This is a genomic window from Anaerobacillus sp. ABA4_114 (assembly GCF_056159065.1).
This window is the reverse complement of sequence record NZ_JBSWUM010000001.1, coordinates 1-16,914: the sequence shown is the minus strand read 5'-3', so window position 1 is coordinate 16,914 and position 16,914 is coordinate 1. Positions and strand designations below refer to the sequence as shown.

At 45.5% G+C, this 16,914-nt stretch carries 12 protein-coding genes and 3 rRNA genes; all 15 read left to right on the top strand.

The genetic code is table 11. The features are described 5' to 3' along the window. Positions 1–12: 12 nt before the first annotated feature. Positions 13–1,941, top strand: coding sequence for an ATP-dependent zinc metalloprotease FtsH (ftsH, locus tag ACXAEY_RS00075; protein ID WP_270182890.1), 1,929 nt, complete (start codon positions 13–15; stop codon positions 1,939–1,941). Positions 1,942–2,094: 153 nt separating this feature from the next. Continuing rightward, on the top strand, positions 2,095–2,880 hold the full coding sequence (locus ACXAEY_RS00070; protein WP_270182889.1) for a type III pantothenate kinase: 786 nt from the start codon (positions 2,095–2,097) through the stop codon (positions 2,878–2,880). A gap of 181 nt (positions 2,881–3,061) precedes the next feature. Then, entirely contained in the window at positions 3,062–3,943 is an 882-nt protein-coding gene (gene hslO, locus ACXAEY_RS00065; RefSeq protein ID WP_270182888.1) for an Hsp33 family molecular chaperone HslO, read from the top strand. Positions 3,944–4,030: 87 nt separating this feature from the next. Continuing rightward, positions 4,031–4,954 carry a cysteine synthase A gene (gene cysK / locus ACXAEY_RS00060; protein WP_270182887.1) on the top strand — a complete coding sequence of 308 codons (924 nt, stop codon included), beginning with the start codon at positions 4,031–4,033 and terminating at the stop codon, positions 4,952–4,954. A gap of 228 nt (positions 4,955–5,182) precedes the next feature. Continuing rightward, positions 5,183–6,601 carry an aminodeoxychorismate synthase, component I gene (gene pabB, locus ACXAEY_RS00055; protein ID WP_474814678.1) on the top strand — a complete coding sequence of 473 codons (1,419 nt, stop codon included), beginning with the start codon at positions 5,183–5,185 and terminating at the stop codon, positions 6,599–6,601. Then, entirely contained in the window at positions 6,598–7,182 is a 585-nt protein-coding gene (gene pabA / locus ACXAEY_RS00050) for an aminodeoxychorismate/anthranilate synthase component II (protein ID WP_474809692.1), read from the top strand. The genes pabB and pabA overlap by 4 nt, the downstream gene beginning before the upstream one ends. Further along, entirely contained in the window at positions 7,173–8,033 is an 861-nt protein-coding gene (gene pabC, locus ACXAEY_RS00045) for an aminodeoxychorismate lyase (RefSeq protein ID WP_474809690.1), read from the top strand. The genes pabA and pabC overlap by 10 nt, the downstream gene beginning before the upstream one ends. Before the next feature lie 64 nt (positions 8,034–8,097). Beyond that, positions 8,098–8,925, top strand: coding sequence for a dihydropteroate synthase (folP, locus tag ACXAEY_RS00040; RefSeq protein ID WP_474814676.1), 828 nt, complete (start codon positions 8,098–8,100; stop codon positions 8,923–8,925). A gap of 12 nt (positions 8,926–8,937) precedes the next feature. Further along, on the top strand, positions 8,938–9,303 hold the full coding sequence (gene folB, locus ACXAEY_RS00035; RefSeq protein ID WP_270182884.1) for a dihydroneopterin aldolase: 366 nt from the start codon (positions 8,938–8,940) through the stop codon (positions 9,301–9,303). Then, positions 9,296–9,820: a 2-amino-4-hydroxy-6-hydroxymethyldihydropteridine diphosphokinase gene (gene folK / locus ACXAEY_RS00030; protein WP_270182883.1), complete on the top strand. Its 525-nt coding sequence runs from the start codon at positions 9,296–9,298 to the stop codon at positions 9,818–9,820. Before folB ends, folK begins: the two co-directional genes overlap by 8 nt. After that, positions 9,772–9,990, top strand: coding sequence for a helix-turn-helix domain-containing protein (locus ACXAEY_RS00025; protein ID WP_474809687.1), 219 nt, complete (start codon positions 9,772–9,774; stop codon positions 9,988–9,990). The genes folK and ACXAEY_RS00025 overlap by 49 nt, the downstream gene beginning before the upstream one ends. A 234-nt stretch (positions 9,991–10,224) precedes the next feature. Then, positions 10,225–11,718: a lysine--tRNA ligase gene (gene lysS / locus ACXAEY_RS00020; protein WP_474809685.1), complete on the top strand. Its 1,494-nt coding sequence runs from the start codon at positions 10,225–10,227 to the stop codon at positions 11,716–11,718. A 279-nt stretch (positions 11,719–11,997) separates the two neighbouring features. Next, positions 11,998–13,547, top strand: a 16S ribosomal RNA gene (locus ACXAEY_RS00015). A gap of 213 nt (positions 13,548–13,760) precedes the next feature. Then, a 23S ribosomal RNA gene (locus tag ACXAEY_RS00010) occupies positions 13,761–16,690 on the top strand. Between the two features lie 112 nt (positions 16,691–16,802). Then, positions 16,803–16,914: ribosomal RNA gene (gene rrf / locus ACXAEY_RS00005) — 5S ribosomal RNA — on the top strand; the annotation flags it as partial.

Genomic DNA, 16,914 nt, shown 5'->3' with positions numbered 1-16,914 from the left:
AGGAGGTAAGGAATGAATCGTATCTTCCGAAATACAATATTTTATTTATTGATTTTCCTCGTCGTAGTAGGTGTTGTTAGCTTTTTTAACGGATCCACCAACGAAACGAATGTTTTAAATTACGGCGAATTTCAATCGAAACTTAGTAATGGTGAAATTCAAGAATTAACGATACAACCTGAACGTGGCGTTTACACTGTTCAAGGTACACTAACTGGTGAGACTGAAGAAGGTGAAGAAAACACCTTTGTAACGAACGTACCAGATTCTGAGAATGCAGTGGAGAACATCTTATCTGCTGCAGGTGAAAACACGGATGTTACTGTTGAAAAGGCTCCGGAGCAAAGCGGCTGGATCACTTTCTTCACATCCATCATTCCATTTGTAATCATCTTTATTCTATTCTTCTTCTTACTTAACCAAGCTCAAGGCGGCGGTGGCCGTGTCATGAACTTTGGTAAGAGTAAAGCAAAGCTTTATAGTGAAGAAAAGAAGAAAGTAACATTTAAAGACGTAGCAGGAGCTGACGAAGAGAAACAAGAGCTTGTTGAGGTCGTAGAATTCCTTAAAGACCCTCGTAAGTTCGCAGCAGTTGGAGCTAGAATTCCAAAAGGTGTTCTTCTCGTTGGACCTCCAGGTACTGGTAAAACGTTGCTTGCACGTGCAGTAGCAGGTGAAGCAGGAGTGCCGTTCTTCTCGATCTCTGGTTCAGATTTCGTTGAGATGTTCGTAGGTGTCGGTGCATCACGTGTACGTGACCTATTCGAGAATGCAAAGAAGAATGCTCCTTGTATCATCTTCATCGATGAAATCGATGCTGTAGGTCGTCAGCGTGGTGCAGGTCTAGGTGGCGGACACGATGAGCGTGAACAAACACTTAACCAGCTACTAGTAGAAATGGATGGCTTCAGTGCAAACGAAGGAATCATCATCGTTGCAGCTACGAACCGTCCTGATATTCTTGACCCGGCGTTACTACGTCCTGGACGTTTTGACCGTCAAATTCCGGTTAACCGTCCCGATGTTAATGGTCGTGAACAAATCCTTGGGGTACATGCCCGTAATAAGCCTCTAAGCGATGAGATCGACCTTAAGACAATTGCGATGCGTACACCTGGTTTCTCTGGTGCAGACCTAGAGAACTTGCTGAACGAAGCTGCACTTGTTGCCGCTCGTCATGACAAAAAGAAAATCGACATGAATGACATCGATGAAGCTACTGACCGTGTCATTGCTGGTCCAGCTAAGAAGAGTCGTGTCATCTCTGAGAAAGAAAAGAACATCGTTGCATACCACGAAGCTGGCCATACCATTATTGGTACCGAGCTCGATAATGCAGACATCGTTCATAAAGTAACAATCGTACCACGTGGCCAGGCTGGTGGTTATGCCGTAACGCTTCCTAAAGAAGATCGTTATCTCATGACGAAGCCTGAGCTAGAAGATAAGATCATCGGCCTACTTGGCGGTCGTGTAGCAGAGGAAATTACTTTCGGTGAAGCAAGTACCGGAGCAAGTAATGACTTCCAACGCGCAACGGCTATCGCTCGTAGTATGGTGACGGAATACGGAATGAGCGAAAAACTTGGACCGATGCAATTTGGTTCAAGCCAGGGCGGAAATGTCTTCCTTGGTCGTGATATCCAGAACGATCCTAACTACAGTGATTCGATCGCACATGAAATCGATCTTGAGATTCAGAAGATCATCAAAGACGCTTATGATCGCTGTCGTCAGATTCTTACTGACAACCAGGATAAGCTTAATCTAGTGGCAGAAACGCTTAAAGAAGTTGAAACGCTAGATGCAGAACAGATTCGCTCTCTTGTTGAAGACGGAAAATTACCTGAAGGTCATCATGCTACAAGTTCAGACGATGACGTGAAAGTAAACATTTCTAAAAAAGAAGAGAAAGATTCTGAAGAAGAAGATTCAGAGTAAGTCATAAAAGCAGGATGTCGTTCAGGCATCCTGCTTTATTTTATGCGTTAAACCTGGTAAGCGCTTTCCAAAAAGTGCTTCGTGTTTACGGTCAATCTGTGGTATAACTATAGAGAGCATGACCAAAGCTAAATATTTAAATAAGGTGATAATATGATACTTGTGCTTGATGTAGGAAACACGAACATCGTTCTCGGTGTATACGAAGGTGATGAACTAACGCATCATTGGAGAATCGGAACGAGCAAAAAGCAAACGGAAGACGAATATGCAATGGTCATTAAGGGGCTATTCTCTCATGAGGATCTAACTTTTGATGATATAGAAGGGATCATTATCTCTTCAGTCGTACCTCCAATAATGTTCGCTCTGGAACGAATGTGCCAGAAGTATTTTCATCATAAACCATTAGTTATTGGGCCTGGGATTAAAACAGGGTTGAACATAAAATATGATAATCCAAAAGAAGTTGGTGCAGATCGTATTGTAAATGCGGTAGCTGGGATTCATCAATATGGATCACCCCTGATCATCGTTGATTTCGGAACGGCGACTACGTATTGCTACATCAATGAAAATAAACAATACGTTGGTGGTGCCATCGCGCCGGGTATTAACATTTCTACTGAAGCATTATATATGCATGCAGCAAAGCTTCCTCGTATCGAGATTGCAAAACCAGACCACATCGTCGGAAAGAATACCGTTAGTGCAATGCAAAGCGGTACACTTTATGGATATGTAGGTCAGGTAGAGGGGATCGTATCGAGAATGAAGAAACATGCGACGAAAGAGCCGACTGTTATCGCAACTGGAGGTCTTGCATCGCTGATTGCTGAAGAGTGTGACCTAATAGATGTGGTAGATCCGTTTTTAACGTTAAACGGTTTACATCTAATCTATAATAAGAATAAAGAAGAATTAAACGCATACCGCTAAGGGATGCGTTTTTCAATTGCTTTCCTTTGTAAAAGGCACATAAGATAGCATAGATGGTACTAAGCAAGGGGACTTTAAATAAAATAGTGAAGAGCACGCAGGTTTCCATAATGGAAGTTCTGATTAAAATCATGTATGTTGTAAGTGGGCATATGCTCATTTGAAAGGAGATTCAAACGAAATGAATGATTATTTAATTAAAGCACTAGCGTTCGATGGGAATGTTAGAGCTTATGCGATATCAAGTACAGAAATGGTTGCAGAAGCACAGAGGCGTCATACAACATGGCCAACTGCATCTGCTGCAATGGGGCGCGCAATGACCGCTTCAACGATGATGGCTTCCTCATTAAAAGGAAAAGAAAAAATCACTGTTAAAATAGAAGGTGGCGGACCGATCGGCGCAATTATCGTCGATGCTAATGCACAGGGAAACACGCGTGCATACGTGAGCAATCCTCATGTGCACTTTGATTTAAACGAGCACGGCAAATTGGACGTAGCAAGTGCAGTCGGTCGTGACGGTTTCCTATCAGTCGTTAAGGATATTGGTATGCGCGATAAGTTTACTGGTCAAGTTCCAATCGTATCTGGTGAACTTGGAGAAGACTTCACGTACTATCTTGTCACATCAGAGCAAGTTCCTTCTTCTGTTGGTGTTGGCGTATTGGTGAATCCTGATAATTCAATCCTTGCAGCTGGAGGCTTTATGATTCAACTTCTGCCTGATGCTGCAGAAGAAACGATCAAATTCATCGAGAAGCGCATTCAAAACATTCCTCCTATCTCAAAATTAATTGAGAAGGGTTATACACCTGAAGAAATCCTCGCGGAACTGTTAGGTGAAGATAATATAAAAATTTTAGATAAAATGCCTGTCTCATTCGAATGCAGTTGTTCGAAAGAACGTTTTGCGAATGGAATTATAGGGCTTGGTAAAGAAGAGATCAATAAAATGATCGAAGACGATGGCGAAGCAGAAACGGTTTGTCATTTCTGTAACGCTCACTATCACTTTTCTAAGGAAGAGCTAGAAGAATTATCTGCAGAAAGTAAGGTTTAAGGGTTTTGGATTGACGCTTTTTCCCCTTGATGCTATCTTTAAGGAAATTATTCCTATAAAATCACTTGGGATTGGGAGGCGAAAGAGATGAGAGTTGCAAATTCAATTACAGAATTAATCGGTCAAACTCCAATCGTTAAGCTAAACCGTCTAACTGGAGAAGATCATGCAGATGTATACTTGAAGCTAGAATTTATGAACCCGGGAAGCAGTGTCAAAGATCGAATCGCATTAGCTATGCTTGAAGCTGGCGAAGAGAAAGGTGAACTTAAACCAGGTGACACGTTTGTAGAACCTACAAGTGGAAATACTGGTATCGGTCTTGCTATGGTAGCTGCAGCAAAAGGGTATCAAGCCGTTCTTGTTATGCCTGATACAATGAGTATGGAACGCCGAAATCTTTTAAAAGCTTATGGCGCAAAACTCGTATTGACCCCTGGGTCTGAAGGAATGGGCGGCGCGATTCGTAAAGCTGAAGAACTGTCTAAAGAACATGGCTACTTTATGCCTCAGCAGTTCCAAAACGTAGCGAATCCAGAAATACACCGTCGTACGACAGGTAAAGAAATTGTAGACCAATTTGATGATCTCGATGCTTTCATAGCAGGTATTGGAACTGGTGGGACAATTACTGGTGCTGGAGAGGTGTTAAAGAAACACTTCCCTTCAATTAAGTTATACGCAGTTGAACCGACGGATTCACCGATTTTATCAGGAGGTAAGCCTGGTCCGCACAAAATCCAAGGAATTGGAGCTGGGTTTGTACCATCGATCCTAGACACGAATATTTACGATGAAGTGATTCAAGTGGAGAATGAGCAAGCGTTCGAATGGGCAAGAAAGGCTGCAAGAGAAGAAGGTGTTCTTGGAGGCATCTCTTCAGGTGCTGCAATATACGCTGCACTTGAAGTTGCTAAAAAGCTAGGGAAAGGTAAGAAAGTACTCGCAGTTATTCCAAGTAACGGTGAGCGCTACTTAAGCACCCCGCTTTTTCAATTCGATGATGAATAACAGTCAATAACGGGCAGTCCTTTTCGGGCTGCTTTTTTCTATAAAAAATTTTCATGAGAGGGATCGTGTGCGGTTATCCTACTGAATAGATGGAGAACAAACTCTATACAAAAAGGATGAAGGATTTTTCGTCTTCATGTAAAATAGAGGCATAATCCGAAGGAAGTGTTGATACTTCCGAATAGGGGTGTAACGATAGTGGCGCAACACCAAGAAAAAACAACCCGCATTCCAATATTTGAAACGTTACATTTATCAGGAGATGAATGGTTTTCAAAATATAAACGGTTTGTATCCGACCTTTCTGAACACACCCTTTTAGATAGCACAAGAGGAGGCCGCTACAGCATGTTCGGCATCCTGCCGATGGCTAGTCTAGAAGGTAAGGAACGTACCCTTTCAATAACTGAGAATGGTATAACAAGAAAGCTTGAAGGGAACTTGCTCGATTTAATGCGCGATTACATGCAACAACATGTAGCGGAAACAGATGATCGGCTCCCAGACTTTCAGGGGGGAGCGATGGGCTTCTTAAGTTACGATATTGCCCGTCAGATTGAAGAACTCCCACATCATGCTGAAGACGATTTAGGACTGCCTGAATTATCGTTTATTGTCTATGAAGATGTTGGAGTTTATGATCATGAAGAGCAAGTGCTGTGGTTTATTTCTCAAGTAGAAGAAAGCAAGTCAGAAATTGCTCGTGCCCGATTGAAGCTGTACAAGAATGAATGGCTCGAGGCTAGTGTGACTACAACGCATCATTCAATTAGTACAACGAAAGAAGATGAACGTCACTTCTCAATGGATGAGGACTCATTTGGGTCAGCAGTTAAAAAAGTGCAAGAATATATCTCAAGTGGAGACGTATTTCAAGTGAATCTTTCTCTTAGAGAAACGAGGACGCTGCATGCAGAGCCCCTTCATGTATATGAAACGTTAAGAACGTTGAATCCTTCACCTTACATGTCGTTCATTCACTCAGAGCGATTCGATCTTGTAAGTGCATCACCAGAGCTTTTGGTAAAGAAGAAAGGCAGCGAGCTCAGTACTCGACCAATAGCTGGCACACGATCACGTGGTAAAAGTGATGCAGAAGATCAGCAGCTCGCTAGAACGCTGATCGAAAATGAAAAGGAACGTGCAGAGCACGTTATGCTTGTAGACTTAGAGCGTAACGATCTTGGCAGAGTATGCCGATACGGATCCGTAGAAGTAGACGAGTTCATGGTGATCGAAAAGTATTCTCATGTTCAGCATATTGTTTCGAATGTCCGAGGAGTTTGCGCTCCTGAATACGATGCTTTCGATGCGATCAAAGCGACGTTTCCCGGAGGCACGATCACAGGTGCTCCAAAGATCAGGACGATGGAAATAATCGAGGAACTTGAGCCTGTTCGCCGTGGCATATACACTGGGTCTATCGGATGGATAGGATTTAATGGCGATATGGAATTAAACATCGCCATCCGGACGATGGTGATCAAAGATGGTTTTGCCCACGTCCAAGCTGGTGCTGGAATCGTAATCGATTCTGATCCAGAAGCAGAGTATAAGGAATCGTTAAAGAAAGCTAGAGCCCTTTGGAAAGCCAAAGAGTTGAGTGAAGAGTCTAGAAGAGTTGAGCAGAGGAGGAATAAAGTATGATATTAATGATTGATAACTACGATTCATTTACGTATAACTTAGTACAGTACCTTGGTGAGATGGGGGAGGAGCTTGTCGTTAAGAGGAACGATGAGATCACAATTGACGAAATTGAAAGCATGAACCCTTCATTCCTCATGATTTCCCCTGGACCGTGCAGTCCAAATGAAGCTGGGATCAGCATGGATGCTGTTAGGCATTTTGCTGGCAAGATTCCGATCTTTGGCGTTTGTCTTGGCCATCAATCAATCGCGCAAGTATTCGGTGGAGATGTTGTGAAAGCTGAGCGGTTGATGCACGGGAAGACATCTGAAATGCATCACGATGGAAGAAGTGTTTTTAAAGGAATGGAGAATCCATTCACCGCTACTAGGTACCACTCCTTAATCGTGAAGAAAGAGACACTTCCTGAATGCTTTGAGGTAAGTGCTTGGACAGAAGAAGGAGAAATTATGGCTATTCGCCATAAGGAGCTTGCAGTAGAAGGGGTTCAATTTCATCCTGAGTCTATTATGACAGCAGTAGGCAAAACACTTCTAAAAAACTTTATCGATACACATAAAAACGAGCTATGTATATAAACGTAAATGGCGAACTGATGCGTGAAGAGGACGCTGTGATATCGGCATACGACCATGGTTTTTTATATGGATTAGGTGTATTTGAAACATTCCGCACCTATGACGGTCACCCCTTTTTGTTCAACGATCATATCGATCGCCTGCAAGCGTCATTAGAAGAGCTGCAGATTGAGCTTGAAACGAATTCAGATGATTTGCTGCATGAGGTGAAGCGAACCCTTGCAGCAAACAATATAAGAGATGGTTACATTCGTCTTAATGTTTCAGCAGGTGCAGGGAATATAGGGCTGCAGACTGAACCTTATCAATCACCTACACGGATCATCTACGTTAAGTCGCTTGGTGCTCCTGTTCGAAATGAAAAGGACGGGACACTTTTATCATTAAGAAGAAACACACCCGAAGGAAACTATAGATTAAAGTCACATCATTATCTGAATAACATACTCGCCAAAAGAGAGATTGGAAATGATCCAAAAACTGAAGGGATTTTTTTAACAGAAGAAGGTTATGTAGCAGAAGGGATCGTTTCAAACTTATTCTGGGTAAAAGGAGATACCCTTTTTACTCCCTCTTTAGGGACAGGCATTCTTAACGGGATCACTCGTCAATATGTGATCCGTACTGCAGTAAAGCTACGTATCTCTGTTGAAGAAGGGTACTATAAGAAAGAGTGCTTACTCGACGCGGATGAAGTATTCGTAACGAACTCTATTCAGGAAATTGTCCCATTGCGAAGCGTAGATCGTGTCTCTATGCCAGGTAAAAATGGTACTGTTACCAGCAAGCTTATCCTGCACTATGAGAAAGACCGCACTTCGTTATTCAGCAGCAAAGATGTAACGAGATGATTTTATGCAATAAAAAGGAGTGAGCTTGGTGGCTACGGTAATCAAAAAGCAAACAAACCACCCGATGATAATGGAGTGGCGGGACAAGGTAATCGACTGGAACAAGAGAACCTGGGTCATGGGGATATTGAATGCAACCCCTGATTCATTTTCTGATGGGGGGAAGTATGATACGCGTGACAGAGCGGTGGAACATGCTGTGCAGCTTGTGCAGGAAGGTGCTGACATCATCGATATCGGTGGTGAGTCTACACGGCCTGGAGCTGTTCCTGTTTCTCTCGAAGAAGAACTTGAGCGGGTTATCCCTGTGATCAAAGCAGTACGTGCAGCAGTTGACGTTCCGATCTCAATCGATACGTACAAAGCGGAAGTAGCTGATCAGGCCGTATTAGCAGGAGCGGATATCATCAACGATGTTTGGGGTGCAAAAGCTGACCCGCTGATGGGGCAAGTTGCTGCAAAGCATGAGGTGCCTATTATCTTAATGCATAATCGCCTAGGTACAAACTATGATGATATTATGGAAGATATCAAAGTGGATATCGAGGAAAGCATCGCCATTGTAAAACGTGCAGGCGTACTTGATCGTAACATCATCTTAGATCCAGGCATCGGCTTCGCAAAAACATATGAACAAAACCTCGAGGTTATGCGCAGGTTGGACGAGTTCTCAGCATTAGGATATCCCGTATTATTAGGAACTTCTAGAAAGTCACTTATAGCAAAAACATTGAACACACAAGCGAATGATCGTGTAGAAGGTACGGGAGCAACAGTGTGCCTCGGCATTGAGCGTGGGTGTCAAATCGTTCGCGTTCATGATGTGAAACCGATCGTTCGAATGGCAAAAATGATGGACGCAATGCTAAAACAAGATATCATCACTAACTAGGAGCGTGGTTGGATGGATAAGATTCACCTGAACGGAATGGAGTTTTATGGTTACCATGGTGTTTTCCCTGAAGAAAACAAGTTAGGTCAACGATTCTATGTAGATCTTGTATTGGAAGCGGACCTCTCTAAAGCGAGTGCGTCCGATGATCTTAACTATACGGTGAATTACGCAGATGCGTACAATACCATTAAAGAAATCGTTGAGGGTGAGCCTAGAAAGTTAGTCGAAACAATCGCAGAAGAAATTCCAAAAGCAATGTTCGAAGCGTTTGAAATTGTGAAGGTCTGTACAGTGAAGGTAATTAAACCGGATCCTCCTATCAATGGACACTATGATTCAGTTGCGATCGAGATGAAGAGGGAACGTAATGAATAGCGTATATGTTGGGATTGGTTCCAATATTGGAGACCGCGAAAATTATATAAAGACTGCGCTTGAGAGAATTGAAGAGTATCCAGATATCACTGTTGCAGACGTCTCGTCGCTATACGAAACTGAGCCTGTAGGAGTAACGGAACAAGCTGCATTTTTAAATATGGTCGCACTTCTACAAACAGATATGAACGCTTTTCAAGTACTTGAAATCCTACAGGGAATCGAACAAACTTTGGGTAGAGAAAGGGATATACGTTGGGGGCCGAGAACGATAGACCTTGACATATTACTTTATAATCACGAAAACATTGTAGCTGAAGGCCTTGTTATTCCACATCCACGACTTATTCAAAGAGGATTTGTTATCATCCCATTACATGAACTAAATCCTGAAGCAGTCATACCTACTACGAATAAACGAATAGAGTCGTATATTGATCATATAGAAGACAAAGAAGGTGTACGTCTATGGAAGCAGAGATCTACGGGAGGCGTATTCGAGCTTTTCGAAAGCTGAAAGGTTTTACTCAAGAAAGATTAGCAAGAGACTTAGGTGTCTCAGTGTCCGTCCTTGGAGAGATAGAGCGGGGAAACAGGGCGCCATCATATGACTTTTTGCTACTTGTCGCGAAACAACTTAATGTTTCTCTTGAAGAACTATTCCCAATAGACCAGTTAAGGAAATAAATGAAGACACATTGAAATTATAAATCTGTAGTTTGACTTTCTAACTACCATTTTTTATACTACACCTATGATTAAACCAACTGCCAGGATCGTTGACTGGCAGTTTTCTTCTTATAATGAGCGGCACACCCGGCGCATTTGTCAATGAAAACCATGCCGTGAATACTTGCTATTCATGCTGCTTTCAGATAAAGTTATAGCGGGATAAACCTAGATTTGACAGGAGTGATAGTGATGAGTCAGGAGCTAGAACTAAATGATCTTCTTCGTGTAAGAAGAGAAAAGCTCGATACACTTAAAAGTAACAACATAGATCCGTTCGGTCATCGTTTTGATCGTACTCATACAGCAACACAAATGGTTGAGGAGTTTGATTCCTTCTCAAAGGAAGAGCTTGCCGAAACAGAGAAGACGGTTTCTCTTGCGGGTAGAATCATGACGAAGCGTGGAAAAGGAAAAGCTGGATTTGCACATATGCAGGACCTTACAGGTCAGATCCAAATGTATATTCGTAAAGATACTGTTGGCGAAGAGCAGTATGACTTATTCGACTCGATGGACATTGGAGACATTGTCGGAGTTACGGGAGTAGCTTTTAAAACGAAAGTAGGAGAGCTTTCTATTAAAGTAAGCGATCTTCACTTGTTATCTAAGTCCCTTCGTCCACTACCAGATAAGTTCCATGGTCTTAAAGATGTTGAACAACGTTATCGCCAACGTTACTTGGATCTCATCATGAGCCCGGAATCGAAAGAAACGTTCATCTCTCGAAGCCGCATCATTCAATCCATGCGACGTTATTTAGATGACCAAGGCTTTCTTGAAGTAGAAACACCGATGATGCATTCTATTCCAGGTGGAGCTTCAGCCCGTCCATTCGTTACTCATCACAATGCTCTTGATATGGAGCTATATATGCGTATTGCGATTGAACTTCATCTAAAACGCCTTATTGTCGGTGGACTTGAAAAAGTATACGAAGTAGGTCGCGTATTTAGAAATGAAGGTGTATCTACACGTCATAATCCAGAATTCACAATGCTTGAACTTTATGAAGCATACGCTGACTATAAAGATGTGATGTCTCTAACAGAGAATTTAATCGCTCATATCGCGAAAGATGTGACTGGTTCAACTACGATTACGTATGGTGACCAAGAAATCAACTTAGAGCCTGAATGGAAGAGACTTCATATGGTAGATGCGGTAAAAGAAGAGACTGGAGTAGACTTCTGGAAGGAAATGACTGATGAAGAAGCTCGTGCTCTTGCGAAAGAACATGGCGTCGAAGTCAAAGAGACAATGGAATTCGGACACGTTGTTAATGAATTCTTTGAACAAAAAGTTGAAGAAACATTGATACAACCAACGTTTGTATATGGACATCCAGTTGCCATTTCTCCATTGGCTAAAAAGAATCCAGAGGACCCTCGCTTTACGGATCGCTTTGAACTATTCATCGTAGCTCGCGAGCACGCAAATGCATTTACCGAGCTTAATGACCCGATCGATCAAAGAGAGCGATTCGAAGCTCAACTTGTTGAACGTGAACAAGGTAACGATGAAGCTCACATGATGGATCATGATTTCATTGAAGCATTAGAATATGGTCTTCCTCCAACAGGTGGACTTGGAATCGGTATTGATCGCCTCGTTATGCTATTAACGAATTCTCCATCTATCCGCGACGTACTGCTATTCCCACAAATGAGAAATACGGAACGATAGAAAAGAAGCCTTCGGGCTTCTTTTTATTATTTTTTACGAAAAACCATTGCGCTACTTTGGAGTACATGGTATATTAATACTCGCCGTTAAAAACACGGCAACACACGAAATAAAAAAACAAAAAAGATGTTGACTTCGGACAAGTTAATGTGTTACATTAATAAAGTCGCTGAAAACGACATCGAAAGAAACAAATCGATCTTTGAAAACTGAACGAAACGCCATGCAAGAAATTGTTTCTACGGAAACAACATTGTTTTAAAGCTAGATTGAACTTTTCTATCGGAGAGTTTGATCCTGGCTCAGGACGAACGCTGGCGGCGTGCCTAATACATGCAAGTCGAGCGGAGAAATGGGAGCTTGCTCCCATTTCTCAGCGGCGGACGGGTGAGTAACACGTGGGCAACCTGCCCTACAGACTGGGATAACTCCGGGAAACCGGAGCTAATACCGGGTAATACATAGCATCGCATGATGCAACGTTGAAAGTTGGCCTCTGGCTAACACTGTAGGATGGGCCCGCGGCGCATTAGCTAGTTGGTAAGGTAACGGCTTACCAAGGCCACGATGCGTAGCCGACCTGAGAGGGTGATCGGCCACACTGGGACTGAGACACGGCCCAGACTCCTACGGGAGGCAGCAGTAGGGAATCTTCCGCAATGGACGAAAGTCTGACGGAGCAACGCCGCGTGAGTGACGAAGGCCTTCGGGTCGTAAAGCTCTGTTGTTAGGGAAGAACAAGTACCGTTCGAATAGGGCGGTACCTTGACGGTACCTAACCAGAAAGCCACGGCTAACTACGTGCCAGCAGCCGCGGTAATACGTAGGTGGCAAGCGTTGTCCGGAATTATTGGGCGTAAAGCGCGCGCAGGCGGTCTCTTAAGTCTGATGTGAAAGCCCACGGCTCAACCGTGGAGGGCCATTGGAAACTGGGGGACTTGAGTGCAGAAGAGGAGAGTGGAATTCCACGTGTAGCGGTGAAATGCGTAGATATGTGGAGGAACACCAGTGGCGAAGGCGGCTCTCTGGTCTGTAACTGACGCTGAGGCGCGAAAGCGTGGGGAGCAAACAGGATTAGATACCCTGGTAGTCCACGCCGTAAACGATGAGTGCTAGGTGTTGGGGGGTTCCACCCTCAGTGCTGAAGTTAACACATTAAGCACTCCGCCTGGGGAGTACGACCGCAAGGTTGAAACTCAAAGGAATTGACGGGGGCCCGCACAAGCAGTGGAGCATGTGGTTTAATTCGAAGCAACGCGAAGAACCTTACCAGGTCTTGACATCCTCTGCCACTCCTAGAGATAGGACGTTCCCCTTCGGGGGACAGAGTGACAGGTGGTGCATGGTTGTCGTCAGCTCGTGTCGTGAGATGTTGGGTTAAGTCCCGCAACGAGCGCAACCCTTGATCTTAGTTGCCAGCATTCAGTTGGGCACTCTAAGGTGACTGCCGGTGACAAACCGGAGGAAGGTGGGGACGACGTCAAATCATCATGCCCCTTATGACCTGGGCTACACACGTGCTACAATGGACGGTACAAAGGGCAGCGACACCGCGAGGTGAAGCGAATCCCATAAAGCCGTTCTCAGTTCGGATTGCAGGCTGCAACTCGCCTGCATGAAGCCGGAATTGCTAGTAATCGCGGATCAGCATGCCGCGGTGAATACGTTCCCGGGCCTTGTACACACCGCCCGTCACACCACGAGAGTTTGTAACACCCGAAGTCGGTGAGGTAACCTTTTGGAGCCAGCCGCCGAAGGTGGGACAAATGATTGGGGTGAAGTCGTAACAAGGTAGCCGTATCGGAAGGTGCGGCTGGATCACCTCCTTTCTATGGAGAATTACGAGGCAACATTGGTTGCCAAACTTGCATGAGCGTTTCGTTTAGTTTTGAAAGAATGATTGTATTCTTTCATGTTCCTTGAAAACTAGATAGCACAAACAACGACATCCAATAATTATTATTTTTTGCGTTATAACTTAGTTAGTCACATCTAACGATGTGCATCGATGACGTTAGAACACTGTTTCTAACGAAATCTAAGGTTAAGCTACTAAGGGCGCACGGTGGATGCCTTGGCACTAGAAGCCGATGAAGGACGGGACGAACACCGATATGCTTCGGGGAGCAGTAAGTACGCTTTGATCCGGAGATTTCCGAATGGGGGAACCCACCATCCGTAATGGGATGGTATTTACTTCTGAATACATAGGAAGTAAAAGGCATACCCGGGGAACTGAAACATCTCAGTACCCGGAGGAAGAGAAAGCAATCGCGATTTCCTGAGTAGCGGCGAGCGAAACGGAAACAGCCCAAACCAGAGGGCTTGCCCTCTGGGGTTGTAGGACGTCTCATTGGAGTTACAAAGGCACGGATAGACGAAGCGACCTGGAAAGGTCCATCAGAGAAGGTAACAATCCTGTAGTCAAAATCCGATGCCCTCCGAGACGGATCCTGAGTACGGCGGGACACGTGAAACCCCGTCGGAATCCGGGAGGACCATCTCCCAAGGCTAAATACTCTCTAGTGACCGATAGTGAACCAGTACCGTGAGGGAAAGGTGAAAAGCACCCCGGAAGGGGAGTGAAAGAGAACCTGAAACCGTGTGCCTACAACTAGTTGGAGCCCGTTAATGGGTGACAGCGTGCCTTTTGTAGAATGAACCGGCGAGTTACGATCCCGTGCAAGGTTAAGCCGAGAAGGCGGAGCCGCAGCGAAAGCGAGTCTGAATAGGGCGAAGGAGTACGTGGTCGTAGACCCGAAACCGGGTGATCTACCCATGTCCAGGGTGAAGTTCAGGTAACACTGAATGGAGGCCCGAACCCACGCATGTTGAAAAATGCGGGGATGAGGTGTGGGTAGCGGTGAAATGCCAATCGAACCCGGAGATAGCTGGTTCTCTCCGAAATAGCTTTAGGGCTAGCCTCGCGGCAAGAATCTTGGAGGTAGAGCACTGATTGGACTAGGGGTCCCTACCGGATTACCGAATCCAGTCAAACTCCGAATGCCAACGATTTATCCGCGGGAGTCAGACTGCGAGTGATAAGATCCGTAGTCGAGAGGGAAACAGCCCAGACCACCAGCTAAGGTCCCAAAGTATACGTTAAGTGGAAAAGGATGTGGCGTTGCTTAGACAACCAGGATGTTGGCTTAGAAGCAGCCATCATTTAAAGAGTGCGTAATAGCTCACTGGTCGAGTGACGCTGCGCCGAAAATGTACCGGGGCTAAACGTATCACCGAAGCTGTGGATTGTCTTACGACAATGGTAGGAGAGCGTTCTAAGGGCTGCGAAGTCAGACCGAAAGGACTGGTGGAGCGCTTAGAAGTGAGAATGCCGGTATGAGTAGCGAAAGACAAGTGAGAATCTTGTCCGTCGAAAGCCCAAGGTTTCCTGAGGAAGGCTCGTCCGCTCAGGGTTAGTCGGGACCTAAGCCGAGGCCGAAAGGCGTAGGCGATGGATAACAGGTTGATATTCCTGTACCACCTCCTTTCCGTTTGAACGACGGGGGGACGCAGAAAGATAGGGAGAGCGCGCTGCTGGACATGCGCGTCCAAGCGATTAGGCTGGTGAATAGGCAAATCCGTTCACCGTGAAGGCTGAGTCGTGATGGCGAGGGAATTTAAGTACCGAAGTCCCTGATTCTACACTGCCAAGAAAAGCCTCTAGTGAGGAAAGAGGTGCCCGTACCGCAAACCGACACAGGTAGGCGAGGAGAGAATCCTAAGACGATCGGGAGAACTCTCGTTAAGGAACTCGGCAAAATGACCCCGTAACTTCGGGAGAAGGGGTGCTTCCTCGGGTGAATAGCCCAGGGGAGCCGCAGTGAAAAGATCCAAGCGACTGTTTAGCAAAAACACAGGTCTCTGCCAAGCCGCAAGGCGATGTATAGGGGCTGACACCTGCCCGGTGCTGGAAGGTTAAGAGGAGGGGTTATCCCTTACGGGAGAAGCTCTGAATCGAAGCCCCAGTAAACGGCGGCCGTAACTATAACGGTCCTAAGGTAGCGAAATTCCTTGTCGGGTAAGTTCCGACCCGCACGAAAGGTGCAACGACTTGGATACTGTCTCAACGAGAGACCCGGTGAAATTATAGTACCTGTGAAGATGCAGGTTACCCGCGACAGGACGGAAAGACCCCATGGAGCTTTACTGTAGCCTGATATTGGATTTTGGTACAGCTTGTACAGGATAGGTAGGAGCCATAGAAGCCGGACCGCTAGGTTCGGTGGAGGCGTCGGTGGGATACTACCCTGGCTGTACTGACATTCTAACCCAGCACCGTGATCCGGTGCGGAGACAGTGTCAGGTGGGCAGTTTGACTGGGGCGGTCGCCTCCTAAAGAGTAACGGAGGCGCCCAAAGGTTCCCTCAGAATGGTTGGAAATCATTCGCAGAGTGTAAAGGCACAAGGGAGCTTGACTGCGAGACCTACAAGTCGAGCAGGGACGAAAGTCGGGCTTAGTGATCCGGTGGTTCCGCATGGAAGGGCCATCGCTCAACGGATAAAAGCTACCCTGGGGATAACAGGCTTATCTCCCCCAAGAGTCCACATCGACGGGGAGGTTTGGCACCTCGATGTCGGCTCATCGCATCCTGGGGCTGAAGTAGGTCCCAAGGGTTGGGCTGTTCGCCCATTAAAGCGGTACGCGAGCTGGGTTCAGAACGTCGTGAGACAGTTCGGTCCCTATCCGTCGCGGGCGCAGGAAATTTGAGAGGAGCTGTCCTTAGTACGAGAGGACCGGGATGGACACACCGCTGGTGTACCAGTTGTTCCGCCAGGAGCATAGCTGGGTAGCTACGTGTGGAAGGGATAAGTGCTGAAAGCATCTAAGCATGAAGCCCCCCTCGAGATGAGATTTCCCACAGCGTCAAGCTGGTAAGATCCCTCAGAGATGATGAGGTTGATAGGTTCGGGGTGGAAGCGTGGCGACACGTGGAGCTGACGAATACTAATCGATCGAGGGCTTAACCTAAAACATATTGGAATACGTTGCGAGTGCTATCTAGTTTTCAGGGAATGAAAAGAAGTTCGACTAAGTTCCACCACGTCCTGTGGTGAACATCGAACGACTTACATCCTGTAAGTCTAGTGATGAAGGCGAAGAGGTCACACCCGTTCCCATGCCGAACACGGAAGTTAAGCTCTTCAGCGCCGATGGTAGTTGGGGGCTCTCCCCCTGCAAGAGTAGGACGTCGC

What these genes read in the sequence shown, in the direction of transcription:
- cysK (WP_270182887.1), top strand. Translation starts at nt 4,031, where the DNA reads ATGAGAGTTGCAAATTCAATTACAGAATTAATCGGTCAAACTCCAATC.
- folB (WP_270182884.1), top strand. Translation starts at nt 8,938, where the DNA reads ATGGATAAGATTCACCTGAACGGAATGGAGTTTTATGGTTACCATGGT.
- pabC (WP_474809690.1), top strand. Translation starts at nt 7,173, where the DNA reads ATGTATATAAACGTAAATGGCGAACTGATGCGTGAAGAGGACGCTGTG.
- pabA (WP_474809692.1), top strand. Translation starts at nt 6,598, where the DNA reads ATGATATTAATGATTGATAACTACGATTCATTTACGTATAACTTAGTA.
- lysS (WP_474809685.1), top strand. Translation starts at nt 10,225, where the DNA reads ATGAGTCAGGAGCTAGAACTAAATGATCTTCTTCGTGTAAGAAGAGAA.
- ftsH (WP_270182890.1), top strand. Translation starts at nt 13, where the DNA reads ATGAATCGTATCTTCCGAAATACAATATTTTATTTATTGATTTTCCTC.
- ACXAEY_RS00025 (WP_474809687.1), top strand. Translation starts at nt 9,772, where the DNA reads ATGGAAGCAGAGATCTACGGGAGGCGTATTCGAGCTTTTCGAAAGCTG.
- folP (WP_474814676.1), top strand. Translation starts at nt 8,098, where the DNA reads ATGATAATGGAGTGGCGGGACAAGGTAATCGACTGGAACAAGAGAACC.
- ACXAEY_RS00070 (WP_270182889.1), top strand. Translation starts at nt 2,095, where the DNA reads ATGATACTTGTGCTTGATGTAGGAAACACGAACATCGTTCTCGGTGTA.
- hslO (WP_270182888.1), top strand. Translation starts at nt 3,062, where the DNA reads ATGAATGATTATTTAATTAAAGCACTAGCGTTCGATGGGAATGTTAGA.
- folK (WP_270182883.1), top strand. Translation starts at nt 9,296, where the DNA reads ATGAATAGCGTATATGTTGGGATTGGTTCCAATATTGGAGACCGCGAA.